This is a genomic window from Ruegeria haliotis (genome assembly GCF_013377785.1).
Classification (GTDB): Bacteria; Pseudomonadota; Alphaproteobacteria; order Rhodobacterales; family Rhodobacteraceae; genus Ruegeria; species Ruegeria haliotis.
On sequence record NZ_JABXWT010000004.1, the window covers coordinates 1 to 13,090 of the forward strand.

The following is a 13,090-nucleotide window of genomic DNA, read 5'->3' on the forward strand; positions in this document are numbered from 1 at the left end:
GACGTACTTGTCCCATAATGCTTCCTTCCATTTCAACGAATGGATCGCACCATCAAACCTTGGGATCAAACACCTAGCACCGCATCGTCATCACTGCGAGCGATCATGATGAGCTGCGCGAGGTCGTATTGAACCGTACGTCAGGAGAGGTTTTGCGGGACCAAAGGTTCTCGAAGGAGCCTCATGATGGCGAGCATTCTGTGTCACCACAAAATGAACCAGATGAACGCGCCCAACCGGGTGAACCAAACGCGCATGGCGGCCCCAAAGGTGCCGGCAAATCCGATGGCCCCAAAGGGTCTGGCGGACCTGGTGGCAAGGGAAAAAACGGTGGGTGATCCAATATGAGACAACCTGCTGACACAGAATTTCCCTGCTTACGGTGCCGCGCATGATGGACCGTGCATGGGTTGTGTGGACTCTTGTCCTTATCCAGTGCCTGTGTGGTGCGTATTTCCTGTGGGAGATCCTGGCATCCATCTTAGGTATCCCATCGGTTCCGTTGCGTTGGAATGTGCGAGAGCTTGTCGAAGCAGGTGCCAGCATCGGGCTTATTTTGGGTGCATTTCTGGGGGTCAGGCTTGCCCTCGTGGCACAAAAAGCGACCCACCGTGCCGAAACCGCCCGCCGGATCACGTCCGGCGAATTCACAACAGTAGTAGAGGCGTATTTTGAGAAGCTCGGCCTGACTGTTGCAGAAGCAGAGATCGCATGGCTTGTTCTCAAAGGGATGTCCATGGCTGAGATCGCCGACTTGAGGCAAACCCGAATTGGAACCGCTAAGGCTCAATGTACTGCGATTTACAAAAAAGCGGGAGTATCGGGCAAAAGCCAATTGATCTCTCAGCTCGTTGAGGATCTCCTGTTTTAAGCCCAAATAGGATCTCATGGAGCTATGGCACCCATCTACGTTCGGACAGCATTTGGCCTTCGATTGACAGGTCAGCTTTAGGGCGCGGTTTCGCGCGACCCTTTTGCCTGTCGGTCCACGGTTTGGATCAGAGTAGTTCCTTCGGAACAAAGCACTATTTCGACGCGCGGACGCAAATGGCCGCTTTTGAAGTTAAAATGGAGGTGGGCGCATTCTCACTGGGCTAGATTTCACAATCGACGTATTCGTTGTTGCCATCCGTCCGAAGACTTCCAACAAGGGGTCCAGCTCGCCTATTTCCTTCAGCAACACGCGGGCCACGAATCCATCCTCGCCTGTGACCTTATCGCATTGGACAATTCGGTCGGTGTCCTGAATCTGTTGCTCAAGTACATGACGCTTGCCGGGTAACGGTCGAAACCTCACCACTGCTTCAAGAACGTATCCGAGTGCGGCTGGCGAGATTTCCACGACAAAATTTTGAACAACACCTGTGTCCTGTAGTCGCTTTACGCGATCACGGATGGTCGGTGATGAGACGCCCGCCTCAGCGGCGAGGTCTTTCCAACTGATACGAGCGTCACGGACCAACGCACCCAAAATGGTTCGATCAAGGTCATCCAACGCACTTTTCAGTATGAACTCCATTTCCCGCTTCGCCTCATTTTACGTTGGAGATACTGGATCAATGCTTCCCTTTCCGAAAGTACGTTGTACCCGCCAGCAGATATTCTCCCGTCAACACGATTTCAACATCAGGAGAAAACATGAATTTGGCGCTTTGGGTATCTTTCGCGACCGTTTCAGCTGTGAACATCGTTACACCGGGACCGGCCAATCTGAATACTGTGCGCCGAGCTGTACAGTTGGGCGGCAAGCGGGTTGTGCCTACGATATTCGGAAATGCCCTCGGTCTTGCGGTTGGCGGTGCGGTCTGTGCGGCTGGTATTGCATCCTTTGTGATGGCTTCCAGTGTTGTCTGGTCTCTCTTTCGGTGGCTGGGCATCGCTTATCTGACCTGGCTTGGCGTCAGGCTGCTGATCAAGAAGGAATTCCTGTCGCTGAACAATTCAGCGGATGTCTCCGTTGGTGCGAGAAAACTGTTTTCGGAAGCATTCCTGCTTGCCGCCACAAACCCTAAGGCCCTGCTTTTTTACATGGCTCTGTTTCCGCAGGTATTGGACCCGGAACGCGGTCTAGCTCTGCAAGCGGGAGTTCTGATCCTGACCTATTGCGGATTGTCTATCCTGTCGCTCAGCACGTATTCAGCACTGGCACACCTTTTGAGAACCCGGTTTATGAGGCAGGCGAGGTATGACACGTTCCGTCAAGTTTCAGGGGTGGTCCTCGTTGGCTTTGCAATCAAGTTGTTAGTTGAACTGACTTAGTCTGTGAAATTCGGCTTATTGGGTCAGTTTGTGACAGGATGATCTATTCTAGCTGACGTTCAAAGCGGTATCGCGGTTTAACGCAGTGCGGACAAACCCACCTTTTGCTCACGCAGAAAGCTATCACGTTTACAGCCGGGTATTTCGGTGCTGCAGCGTAAATCACCGAACCTGACATTAAACACCCCTGTTAATCTCTACTTTCAATTTGTCCATTCTCTGCACTCGGTATTAACAATCAAGATGCGGACAAAGAGTACATTCCGACCGATACTGCAGAAATGACGGTCAGTTGGGTTCAGCCTTGTTTTCGACCCATCTATTGGTTATTCAAACCTTACGCAGGGGAGGCCCAACGAGGGCCTGAGAGGCGAATAGCAGCATTGCTGCAGTGTCGCGACCCTTTGAACCTGACCCAGTTGATACTGGCGTAGGAAGCTAAGGGCGCACATTACCCTCTATTCCGATGTGCAAACTGAATTGGTGAGCCGCATGACCCGCCTGTTTCCCAAGCCGAAACTCATCTGGTGTCTTTTTGAGTAATTGCTTGAGGAGCACCAAAAATGAACATTCCCAATCCCAAAATCACTGCAGGTGCCTTACCCGCGTCGCGCAAGATTTACGTCAATGGCACATTGCACGTGGATGTGCGTGTTCCAATGCGTGAAATTTCGGTGCATCCAACGGCGGGCGAACAACCCTTGCCGGTTTATGACAGCTCTGGCGTTTACACGGACTCTGATGTTGCCACTGATATTCGCAAGGGCCTCGCGCCGCTACGTAAATCGTGGATCACGGCGCGTGGTGATGTTGAGGACTACGACGGTCGCGACGTCAAACCCGAAGACAACGGATTTGTTGAAGGCGACCGGCTTACCCCTGCATTTCCGGTCCGCCCCCGGCCTCTGCGCGCCAAAGATGGCAAAGCCGTCACGCAACTGGCCTATGCACGCGCCGGTGTGATTACTCCCGAAATGGAATTCATCGCCATTCGTGAGAACCAACTGAGCGGGCTTGCACCCTGTCATCGGGACGGCAATGATTGGGGTGCGAATATTCCTGACTATGTAACGCCCGAGTTCGTGCGGGACGAAGTGGCCGCAGGCCGTGCCATTATTCCATCCAATATCAACCACCCTGAATCCGAGCCGATGATTATTGGCCGCAACTTTCTGGTCAAGATCAACGCCAACATGGGCACCTCTGCTGTCACCTCTTCGATGGAGGAAGAGGTCGACAAGATGGTGTGGTCCATTCGCTGGGGTGCCGACACCGTGATGGACCTGTCCACGGGCCGCAACATCCACAACACCCGCGAATGGATTGTCCGCAACAGCCCGGTTCCGATTGGTACAGTGCCGATGTATCAAGCGCTGGAAAAGGTGAACGGCATCGCCGAAGACCTGACTTGGGAGGTGTTCCGCGACACTTTGATCGAACAGGCTGAACAGGGGGTGGATTACTTCACCATCCACGCCGGTGTCCGCCTGCACATGGTACCGATGACGGTGAACCGCGTGACCGGCATCGTCAGCCGTGGCGGATCAATCATGGCCAAATGGTGCCTGCACCACCACCGCGAATCCTTCCTTTACGAGCATTTCGGAGAGATCTGCGATATCTGCCGCGCCTATGATGTGGCCTTTTCTCTGGGTGACGGATTGCGCCCCGGCTCGATCGCGGATGCCAATGACGAGGCGCAGTTTGCCGAGTTGGAAACCCTTGGCGAATTGACCAAAGTTGCATGGGCCAAAGACTGTCAGGTGATGATTGAAGGCCCTGGCCATGTTGCCATGCACAAGATCAAAGAGAACATGGACAAGCAACTGGCGTGCTGTGACGAGGCCCCATTCTACACGCTTGGCCCCCTCACCACGGACATCGCGCCGGGCTATGATCATATCACCAGTGGCATCGGGGCTGCTATGATCGGTTGGTTTGGCTGTGCAATGCTGTGCTATGTTACGCCCAAGGAACATCTCGGCCTGCCCGACCGGGATGACGTGAAAACCGGGGTGATCACCTATAAAATCGCCGCCCATGCCGCCGATCTGGCCAAGGGTCTTCCGGGGGCACAACGGCGCGATGATGCGCTGTCGCGTGCCCGGTTTGAATTCCGTTGGGAGGACCAGTTCAACCTGTCGCTTGATCCCGACACCGCGCGGGATTTTCATGACCAGACCCTGCCCAAGCAGGCCCATAAGGTTGCGCATTTCTGTTCCATGTGCGGGCCGAAATTCTGCTCCATGCGGATCAGTCATGACATCCGGGCCGAAGCGCAAAAAGAGGGTATGGAGGCGATGGCGGAAAAGTACCGTGCAGAGGGCGATCTTTACATGCCTGTCGACAAAACCACCCTAGGGTCCAGCGAATGATTACCATTGCAGGGGTCGGTTTTGAGGCTGCCGCGGCTCCGGTTGACAACCCGTGTTCGTGATTTGCTGGCAGCCTGGTGCGAGGGTGAAACCTGCCGTAGGTGCGAGCTATTGCAGCATAAGCAGCAGCCGCGTCAGCAAAAGTCGTCTGAGTCCGCAACTTGTTCCATTGAGCATCAGATCTTTGCTGCGGTTTACCTGAATGGCCGGTTGTCACGCAGTAAGGCAGCGCGCAAATTTTCGCGGCTGCGGCGGTTTCCTTGTTGAGTGCGCTCGCAGCACGATTTTGACATTTCTGTTGAGGGCTCTCTCCTGTCGTTCTCTGCGCTCAGTACGGATGGCTGGTTTGGGATTGTCGAATGTCTGCCCCCTCAGAGCGTTCGGCAGCTATGCGGACACCGTGACCACAGCGAGAAATAGTTAGGGCCAGCTTTGCCTAAAAATGATGTGGGAAGAGCCCTTTTATGAAGCGTCGAATGATCGACGTGGCGACATCGCGCGAAAACTCGTTTGCGTTGGAGAGGTAGTCCACCCACATCCCTTCAAGAAGAGCCAGAAGCCCAAATGTAGCGTCACGTGCAAGAATGGAATCATCCTCGTCACCGTAGTCTTTTGCAATTGTTTTGAACGCCGTGTGGATGGTCGTACGTAGCCTTTTGTCTCGTGTACTACTGAAAAGTGCGATGCTGCCATTGGTATTCGCGGCTCCCCGGAAAGCATGCCAGATCCGGGTTGAACGTTCATTCATAAGAACGTCGCCAAGATCGGCCCGGACCACAGCCATGACAATTGATTCTGGGTCGTTTCCGGCCTGTTGGACCAGCTTGTCCATCTCAGTGAAGTACTCTTCGGCAAAAGACTTGGCCGCCGCTGCAAGAAGTTGATTTTTGCCACCAAAATGCAAATGGATCATGCCGCGCGACAGGCCGGCTCGTTGGATGATTTTGCTGACCGTGGTGTCTGTAATGCCGATTTCGGCGATCGTGTCCAACGTCGCCGCAATCAACGCACGCCGATTGTTATCCGGGTCACGTATTGACGATCTCCCTGACGGTTTAGCATCGGTTCTTGCGTCCGCTGACATCAATCTCGTGGCCTCATGTGCAGAGCCAAAATCAGCCCTTCAGAAGAAAGATTGACACAACCGCACTGGCGAGACAATACTTAATGGACGATCGTCCATTTCAAATCTTTCGATCACAGCGGCGATTAAATAGGGCTGGGCCACATGCGAAGCGAAGCAACTAAAGGACTAACACTGAGCGCGCCTGCGACGCTCTATGTTGGCTTTTTGGTCGCAGCGCCATTGGCCATACTGGTGGCGTATTCGCTTTGGACACAGACATATGTTTCGGTCGACCGCACCCCCACGCTTGCTAATTACCGCGAGGCGTTTACCGATCCGCTGGTGCGGCATCTGATGATCCGCTCCATACTCATTGCGGCGACCGTCACGATCGCCACCGTGGCGCTGGCATACCCAATCGCCTATTTCATCGCGCTTAGGGCAGAACGGAAGACCCTGTGGCTCTTGCTGATCACCATCCCCTTTTGGTCCAGCTACCTGCTGCGTGTCTTCGCATGGAAGCTGATCCTTGGCTTCAACGGTGTAATGAATTCCGCCCTTTTGGGCCTCGGGCTGATCGATGAGCCCCTGACGTTTCTTCTGTATAATGAGTTCGCAGTGGTCCTAACCCTAGCGCACGCTTGGGCCCCGTTTGCCATCCTACCCATTTATGTCTCAATCCAAAAAATCGACCTAAGCCTGTTGGAAGCGGCCACGGACCTGGGCAACGGACCGGTCCAGCGGTTCCTGCGCGTGACACTGCCATTAACCATTCCTGGAATCATTGCCGCCTGTCTGATCATCTTTATCCCAACGGTCGGAGACTACGTGACTCCCTCGTTAGTCGGCGGATCAGACGGCAAGATGATCGCCAATCTTATCCAGGTCCAATTTGGCGCCGCAAACAACTGGCCGCTTGGGGCAACGCTGTCGTTGCTGGCGATGATGTCTGTCGGTTTTGTCGCTATCCTGTTTGTGCTGTCGTCAACAAGCTTGGGGAGGCGCATACGATGAAACGCCCCAATGGTCTCGCTGTTTATGCTTTCCTCTATCTGGTATTTCTCTATCTACCGGTACTGTTCCTGCCTCTTTTTTCGTTTAATGACGGCACGATCGTCGCCTTTCCGATCAAGGGGTGGACGCTCGAATGGTATCGCCAGCTCGCCGGCCAGGAAACGCTGATCCAGGCGCTTATGAACAGTTTTCTGGTCGGATTTGTGGCCTCGCTTCTGGCCACATCCATGGGCCTCTTTGCGGCACGCGCTTATGTCCGGTATCGGTTTCGGGGAAAGAAAGCCTCTGAAGGGTTGGTCATGCTGCCGCTTGTCATTCCGGGCATCATAGTGGCCTCGTCAATGCTGGTTTTGTTCATTTCGATCGGCATCAAACCGTCACTGACAGCAGTCGCATTGGGGCATACCTTCCTGGCCCTGCCGTTTTCCGTGTCGATCATGAAGTCTGCATTCGATGATTTTGATCCTTCGCTGGAAGAGGCGGCGTTTGACCTGGGCTCGGGCGTGATTGAGACCTTCCGGCGCGTGACCCTGCCCATCGTGGCACCGGGAATCGTGGCAAGCCTGCTGGTGACCTTCACGGTCAGCTTTGACGAATTCGTACTGGCCTTTTTCCTGTCCGGCAACCAACCGACGCTGCCTGTCTATATCTGGAGCCAGATCCGCTTCCCTGCAAAGCTGCCAAACACGCTGGCGCTTGGCTCGCTCCTGCTATTGGCTTCTGTCGCGCTGCTGGTGGTGGCCGAGTATTTCCGCCGCCGTTCCACCAAGTCGACGATATGAGGGGCCGCCCATGACTGAGAAAAACATCATCCAGCTTCAGGGGGTCGAAAAACGGTTTGGAAATTTCACCGCTGTCTCCGATCTAAATCTGGATTTGCGCGAGGGTGAGTTCTTTTCCCTACTGGGGCCGTCCGGCTGTGGAAAAACCACGGCGCTGCGCATGATCGCGGGCTTTCAAGAGCCGAGTGCGGGAAAGGTCTTCATTGATGGGGAGGATATGGAGGGAATTCCCGCAAACAGCCGCCCGACAAACATGGTGTTTCAAAGCTACGCCATTTTCCCCCACCTGAACGTCGGAAACAACGTGGCCTATGGGCTGCGAAATCGTGGCATTGCGAAGTCCGAAATCGACCAACGCGTGACCGAAGCGCTTGAAATGGTCGAACTTGGCGGTCTTCAGGAGCGCGGCGCCACCGAATTATCCGGTGGGCAACGTCAGCGTGTGGCACTTGCACGAGCATTAGTGATGCGACCCAAGGTCTTGCTTCTGGATGAGCCCTTGTCTGCGCTCGACAAGAAACTGCGCGAGCAGATGCAGTTCGAGATGCGCCATTTGCAGCAGGAATTGGGCATCACCTTCGTCATGGTGACACATGATCAGTATGAGGCCATGACGATGTCTGACCGGATTGGGGTAATGTTTGATGGTCGACTGGTACAGGTCGATGAGCCACCCACACTCTATGCCAAACCTTGCAACAGAAACATCGCGAGTTTCATCGGAGAGATGAATTTCCTGCCCGCTCACGTCACTGAAGAGAACGGTAAGGGTCTGACCGTTACGACACCTTGTTTCGGTATTCTGGACATCGAAAAGAACCCAAATGTTGCCCAGACAGGCCGCGACATTGAAATCGGCATTCGCCCCGAGCAACTGGAAATCTCACGCGAAAAGCCCGAGGATTATGATGGCACGGTCCAGGGCAAGGTCCGCGATGTCGCCTTCTACGGCGAGAATGTGCACTACCACGTTCAGGTGGACGGCGTCGAAAAGCCGATCGCAGCATCGGTGCCTAACTACTTTCACACGGTCGATCATCGCCCCGGCGATCCGATCTGGCTTGGTGTGCAAAGCACTTCAATCATTGATCTGGGCCAAAACACGATAAAATCATAATAGGGAGAAAGCCATGAAATTGAGATCCACAGGGGCCATGGCCCTTTCAACCATGTTAAGCGCCGGGGTTGCGCTGGCAGATGGGGCTGCACTCAAGGTGTTTGATTGGTCTGGTTATGAAGATCAGGGCTTTTTTGGCGCGTACATGGAAAAACATGGTGCCGCGCCCACCTACACCTTCTTCGGCAGCCAGGACGAGGCCTTCACAAAACTTCAATCGGGTTTTGAGGCAGATCTGGCGCATCCCTGTTCGGACGCGGTGCGTAAATGGGTGGCGGCTGATCTGATCCAGCCGCTTGATCCGTCGAAGCTGGATAACTGGGATGCAATGCTCGCCGAGATCAAAGATGTCGATGGTATTGTTATCGACGGCGAGGTCTACATGTTGCCGTTCGAATGGGGCAATACAGGGCTGATTTATCGCACTGATAAAATCGCAGACGACCAGATCTCGCTGCAACTGTTGGCAGACCCTGCCTATCAGGGCAAGGTCGCGATCCCTGACGCTGCCTCAAGCGCCTATGCGCTGGCCTCGCTGGCGACCGGCAACGCTGCAGACTATACAAACTTGAGCGATGAGCAGTTCCAGGCCGCGTCGGATTACCTGCGCTCGGTTCATCCCAATGTCCGCTTCTACTGGTCTGACGCCGGACAAATGGATCAAGCTATGGCCAGTGGTGAGCTCGAAATGGGTTGGGCCTGGAACCAGTCGGAACTGAACCTGATCTGGAACGAAACGCCCGCAAAGATGATGCGGGACGTTGACAAGGGTATCGCCACATGGGTGTGCGGTTACGTGCATCTGAAATCATCGACTACACCGGTGGATCAGATCTATGACCAACTGAATGCACTTTCCGATGCGGCCAGCGGAAAATACATCATCGAAAGCTGGGGTTATCCTCATGCTAATGCCGAAGCCTATGCCATTTCGGATCAGGATTTGATTGCGCAATACGGGTTTGATGACCCCAAAGCATTCTTCGAAGGCAGCCTGTTCTTTGACGCAGTTGATCCCGCGCTTGAGGCCAAGATGCTGAAAGAGTTCGAGCGTATCAAATCCGGCTTCTGATCGCTGAACATCCCGTCCGGGGGCTGTTCAGGTGCCCGGGCAAACTCAGTTTAAAAAGGCGTTCTCATGTCCGAGGCGAGCAGGTATTCTGTGCTCTTCGAACCAGTCCAGATCGGACCGGTCACGGCGCGTAACCGTTTTTTCCAGGTGCCTCATTGCAATGGGATGGGGCATGTCCGCCCCCAGGCCGAAGCCGCAATGCGCGCAATGAAGGCCGAAGGCGGATGGGCGGTTGTCAGCAACCAGGAGACGGAGATTCATCCAACGTCGGACCTGTCACCTTTTGCCGAAAACAGGCTCTGGGACGCCCGAGACATCCCCGCGCTCCGGTTGATGACCGAGGCCGTGCACGACAAGGGCGCATTGGCCGCAATCGAATTGGTCCACAATGGCAATCACGCGCAGAACCTCTTCAGCCGCGCACCGGTTCTGGCCCCGTCTGATATGTCCGTGAGTGCAGCGTTTCCCAAGCAAGCCCGCGCAATGGATAAATCTGACATTCGCGACCTGCGGCGCTGGCATCGCGAGGCAGCAATCCGTGCGAGGGACGCTGGGTTTGACATCATCTATGTTTATGCCGGTCACGATATGACGCTGCCCCAGCATTTCATGCTGCCACATATGAACCAGCGCAGTGATGAATATGGCGGATGCCTGGAAAACCGCGTGCGCCTGACCCGTGAATTGATTGAAGAGACGCATGACGCTGTGGGCGACACCTGCGCGGTGGCTTTCCGCTTTGCTGTCGATGAAATGCTGGGCTCGGATGGTATGCAGGCCGCGGAAGAAGGCCGCGCAGTTGTGGAAATGCTGGCGGAAATGCCGGACCTTTGGGATGTGAATGTGTCCAATTGGGCTAACGATTCCATGACAACGCGGTTTCAGCCGCAAGATGGATATCAGAACGACTACACTGCTTTCGTCAAATCCGTGACCAGCAAACCGGTGGTGGGTGTGGGCAGGTTGACCTCACCAGATACGATGGTGTCGTTGATCCGCAAAGGGCAGCTTGACTTGATTGGCGCCGCGCGGCCGTCCATTGCTGATCCCTTTCTGCCAGAGAAAATCCGCGAAGGCCGGATCGATGAAATTCGCGAATGTATCGGGTGCAACATCTGCGTCATGGCCGATAGCGTGGGCGCACCCATTCGATGCACCCAAAACCCAACAATGGGCGAGGAATGGCGGCGCGGCTGGCATCCGGAACGTATCGCACCCAAGGCGGCGCAAAGCGATGCGCTTGTGGTTGGCGCGGGGCCAGCGGGCCTGGAATGCGCCATGCAGTTGGCGCGGCGCGGCTATCAGGTGACGATTGCCGAAGCCTCAGACGCGCCCGGTGGCCGGGTGCTGCGCGAAAGTGGCCTGCCGGGCCTGGGTGCCTGGATGCGGGTCGCCGATTACCGCCTGAACGATCTGCGCCAGCGTGGAAACGTTCAGATCTTTACTCAGAGCGCATTGAGTAAAGAGGACGTACTGGAGTTGGGTATTCCAAATGTGTTCGTCGCGACGGGGTCGCGTTGGCGCGCGGACGGGATCGGGCGCAACACGCTCCGCAACCCGCCGAAAATAGCGGGCAACACTACGGTTCTCACTCCGGACGACATCATGATGGGGACCCATCCATCGGACGGAACGGTCGCGATCTACGACGACGACCACGCCTACATCGCCGGAGTACTGGCAGAGAAACTGGCTTTGGATGGGCATCATGTGATCTTTGTCACGCCTGAAAGCCTGGTTTCTTCCTTCACCGTTCTGACGCTTGAACAACACCGCATTCAGGCGCGCCTGTTAGAGCTGGGTGTGGAAATCATCTGCAATCACACCCTGTCTGCGCTCAACGCCGAAAAGATGCAAATCGCCTGTTGCTTCACAGAGAACATCCGCGAGATCGGATGCCGTTCCGCTGTACTGGTCACTGAAAGGCTACGCGAAACTGCGCTTTATGACGCCCTGCAAGATCAGGGTTTGACCACGCGCGAGTTGATTGGCGACGCCGCCGGGCCGGCCTTGATTGCGGATGCTGTTTATGCAGGACACATGGCGGCCCGAAACTTTGAACGCGCTCAGGCGGACATAAATCAGGATTGGTTCCGCCGTGAAATCATCTCTCTTGCCGAAGGAGGTACTCCATGACGTCGCAGCCCGCAAATTTGAATGAACTCGTAGGTCAACACACGCCCGGATACGCGCTGCCGCGGGAGTTTTACACATCCGAGGCGGTTTTTGATCGCGACATTGCCGATGTCTGGAACCGGAATTGGATCTGGGTAGGTCACGAAAGTCAGATCCCGGAACCGGGGGATTACTTTCTCTTCGATTATGGCCCAGAATCACTGATCATCGTCCGGGATCGCAATGGGGATGTGCGTGCGCATCTCAATGTTTGCAGGCATCGCGGGTCGCGCGTATGCGTGGAAGGCGCAGGGAAAGCGCGGGTCTTTGTCTGCCCCTATCATGCCTGGACGTATGAGCTGTCGGGCGAGTTACGCGCAGGTCGCGAAATGGGGCCGGATTTCAACCCGGAAGATTGGGGGCTGAAACCTGCGCACGTGCAGATCTTTCAGGGGCTGATCCTGGTTTGCCCTAGCGCCGAAGCCCCGCCTATGGACCAGGCGCTTGGCCAGCTTGCTCCGCTTACCGCGCCTTTTGGTTTTGAAGACCTCAAGGTGGTTCATACAGCAAACTATCCGGTGCCAGCGAACTGGAAACTGGCGGTAGAGAATTATCTCGAATGTTACCATTGCGCACCCGCGCATCAGGAGTATTCGCGTTCACATACACTGAAATCTCCACAACAAATGGAAGCGCTCCTGCCAGCCATGTATGAACGCGCGGTGGCTGCCGGGCTGCCTAATCAAGTGTTGGACCTGACCGGTGAACACGCGCTTTCGCCGGGAAGCGAGGTGTATTACCGGCGCTACCCCTTGTACGAAGGTTTCAAGACGGGCAGCAAAATGGGCGAACCGCTTGCTCCGCTGCTGGGCAATCTGACCGATTATGACGGCGGTGCGACCGATATCGTGTTGGGTATTCTGAACTATTTCTTGATCTACTCGGATCATGTTGTCGGCTATCGCTTTGTCCCCCGAACCATTCAGGAAACCGACATTCAGGTCGTCTGGATGGTCAGGAAGGACGCTGAAGAAGGTCGTGATTACAACAGCGAAGATCTGACATGGCTCTGGCATGTGACCTCACAGGATGATGAACGCATCATCCGGCACAATCAGGCGGGGGTGAATTCGCATTTTTTTGAACCCGGGCCTCTGGCGGACATGGAGTGGGCCATCAACGATTTCTACAGGTTCTACAAAACGATGATCAGCCCGCGCTGATATTGCCGGATAAAACAGGCCGCAGGTCAACGCCAAATCGCGATCCCCTCATCCACTGAAAGCAATT

The 13,090-nt window shown here is 55.1% G+C and carries 12 protein-coding genes and 1 riboswitch; of the genes, 10 read left to right on the plus strand and 2 right to left on the minus strand.

Annotation, left to right across the window (positions count from 1 at the left end; genetic code table 11):
* Positions 1-186: 186 nt before the first annotated feature.
* Together HW561_RS10545 and HW561_RS10550 are read left to right on the plus strand one after the other, a co-directional pair.
* Positions 187-348 (plus strand): hypothetical protein, encoded by a 162-nt coding sequence (locus HW561_RS10545; RefSeq protein ID WP_176864474.1) that lies wholly within the window; start codon positions 187-189, stop codon positions 346-348.
* Positions 349-391: 43 nt separating this feature from the next.
* Positions 392-871: a helix-turn-helix transcriptional regulator gene (locus HW561_RS10550; RefSeq protein WP_176864476.1), complete on the plus strand. Its 480-nt coding sequence runs from the start codon at positions 392-394 to the stop codon at positions 869-871.
* A gap of 192 nt (positions 872-1,063) precedes the next feature.
* On the opposite strand, the gene HW561_RS10555 is transcribed toward HW561_RS10550, so the two are convergent.
* Positions 1,064-1,519 carry an Lrp/AsnC family transcriptional regulator gene (locus tag HW561_RS10555; protein ID WP_176864478.1) on the minus strand — a complete coding sequence of 152 codons (456 nt, stop codon included), beginning with the start codon at positions 1,517-1,519 and terminating at the stop codon, positions 1,064-1,066.
* A 119-nt stretch (positions 1,520-1,638) separates the two neighbouring features.
* Here HW561_RS10555 and HW561_RS10560 point away from each other — a divergent pair, with 119 nt between their 5' ends.
* Both HW561_RS10560 and thiC read left to right on the plus strand, forming a co-directional pair.
* Positions 1,639-2,259 carry a LysE family translocator gene (locus HW561_RS10560; protein WP_176864480.1) on the plus strand — a complete coding sequence of 207 codons (621 nt, stop codon included), beginning with the start codon at positions 1,639-1,641 and terminating at the stop codon, positions 2,257-2,259.
* Positions 2,260-2,592: 333 nt separating this feature from the next.
* Positions 2,593-2,713: riboswitch (TPP riboswitch) on the plus strand.
* 109 nt (positions 2,714-2,822) lie between these two features.
* Positions 2,823-4,634, plus strand: a complete 1,812-nt coding sequence (gene thiC / locus HW561_RS10565) for a phosphomethylpyrimidine synthase ThiC (protein WP_176864482.1) — start codon at positions 2,823-2,825, stop codon at positions 4,632-4,634.
* A gap of 436 nt (positions 4,635-5,070) precedes the next feature.
* Here the strand turns inward: thiC and HW561_RS10570 are convergent, their stop codons facing one another.
* Complete coding sequence (locus tag HW561_RS10570; protein ID WP_176864484.1) at positions 5,071-5,718, minus strand: TetR family transcriptional regulator C-terminal domain-containing protein; 648 nt, start codon at positions 5,716-5,718, stop codon at positions 5,071-5,073.
* A gap of 144 nt (positions 5,719-5,862) precedes the next feature.
* Here HW561_RS10570 and HW561_RS10575 point away from each other — a divergent pair, with 144 nt between their 5' ends.
* From HW561_RS10575 to HW561_RS10600, 6 genes are all read left to right on the plus strand, one after another.
* Positions 5,863-6,714 carry an ABC transporter permease gene (locus HW561_RS10575; protein WP_176864486.1) on the plus strand — a complete coding sequence of 284 codons (852 nt, stop codon included), beginning with the start codon at positions 5,863-5,865 and terminating at the stop codon, positions 6,712-6,714.
* A complete protein-coding gene (locus HW561_RS10580) occupies positions 6,711-7,496 on the plus strand; it encodes an ABC transporter permease (RefSeq protein WP_176864488.1) in 786 nt (261 codons plus the stop codon). Before HW561_RS10575 ends, HW561_RS10580 begins: the two co-directional genes overlap by 4 nt.
* 10 nt (positions 7,497-7,506) lie before the next feature.
* Entirely contained in the window at positions 7,507-8,613 is a 1,107-nt protein-coding gene (locus HW561_RS10585; RefSeq protein ID WP_176864490.1) for an ABC transporter ATP-binding protein, read from the plus strand.
* Positions 8,614-8,626: 13 nt separating this feature from the next.
* Entirely contained in the window at positions 8,627-9,685 is a 1,059-nt protein-coding gene (locus HW561_RS10590) for an ABC transporter substrate-binding protein (protein ID WP_176864492.1), read from the plus strand.
* A 66-nt stretch (positions 9,686-9,751) separates the two neighbouring features.
* Positions 9,752-11,821, plus strand: a complete 2,070-nt coding sequence (locus HW561_RS10595; RefSeq protein WP_176864494.1) for an FAD-dependent oxidoreductase — start codon at positions 9,752-9,754, stop codon at positions 11,819-11,821.
* Positions 11,818-13,023: an aromatic ring-hydroxylating oxygenase subunit alpha gene (locus HW561_RS10600; RefSeq protein ID WP_176864496.1), complete on the plus strand. Its 1,206-nt coding sequence runs from the start codon at positions 11,818-11,820 to the stop codon at positions 13,021-13,023. The genes HW561_RS10595 and HW561_RS10600 overlap by 4 nt, the downstream gene beginning before the upstream one ends.
* Positions 13,024-13,090 lie beyond the last annotated feature (67 nt).

Excerpts from the sequence above, each read along its gene's own strand:
- HW561_RS10545 (WP_176864474.1), top strand. The coding sequence starts at position 187 with ATGGCGAGCATTCTGTGTCACCACAAAATGAACCAGATGAACGCGCCC.
- HW561_RS10550 (WP_176864476.1), top strand. The coding sequence starts at position 392 with ATGATGGACCGTGCATGGGTTGTGTGGACTCTTGTCCTTATCCAGTGC.
- HW561_RS10555 (WP_176864478.1), bottom strand. The coding sequence starts at position 1,519 with ATGGAGTTCATACTGAAAAGTGCGTTGGATGACCTTGATCGAACCATT.
- HW561_RS10560 (WP_176864480.1), top strand. The coding sequence starts at position 1,639 with ATGAATTTGGCGCTTTGGGTATCTTTCGCGACCGTTTCAGCTGTGAAC.
- thiC (WP_176864482.1), top strand. The coding sequence starts at position 2,823 with ATGAACATTCCCAATCCCAAAATCACTGCAGGTGCCTTACCCGCGTCG.
- HW561_RS10570 (WP_176864484.1), bottom strand. The coding sequence starts at position 5,718 with ATGTCAGCGGACGCAAGAACCGATGCTAAACCGTCAGGGAGATCGTCA.
- HW561_RS10575 (WP_176864486.1), top strand. The coding sequence starts at position 5,863 with ATGCGAAGCGAAGCAACTAAAGGACTAACACTGAGCGCGCCTGCGACG.
- HW561_RS10580 (WP_176864488.1), top strand. The coding sequence starts at position 6,711 with ATGAAACGCCCCAATGGTCTCGCTGTTTATGCTTTCCTCTATCTGGTA.
- HW561_RS10585 (WP_176864490.1), top strand. The coding sequence starts at position 7,507 with ATGACTGAGAAAAACATCATCCAGCTTCAGGGGGTCGAAAAACGGTTT.
- HW561_RS10590 (WP_176864492.1), top strand. The coding sequence starts at position 8,627 with ATGAAATTGAGATCCACAGGGGCCATGGCCCTTTCAACCATGTTAAGC.
- HW561_RS10595 (WP_176864494.1), top strand. The coding sequence starts at position 9,752 with ATGTCCGAGGCGAGCAGGTATTCTGTGCTCTTCGAACCAGTCCAGATC.
- HW561_RS10600 (WP_176864496.1), top strand. The coding sequence starts at position 11,818 with ATGACGTCGCAGCCCGCAAATTTGAATGAACTCGTAGGTCAACACACG.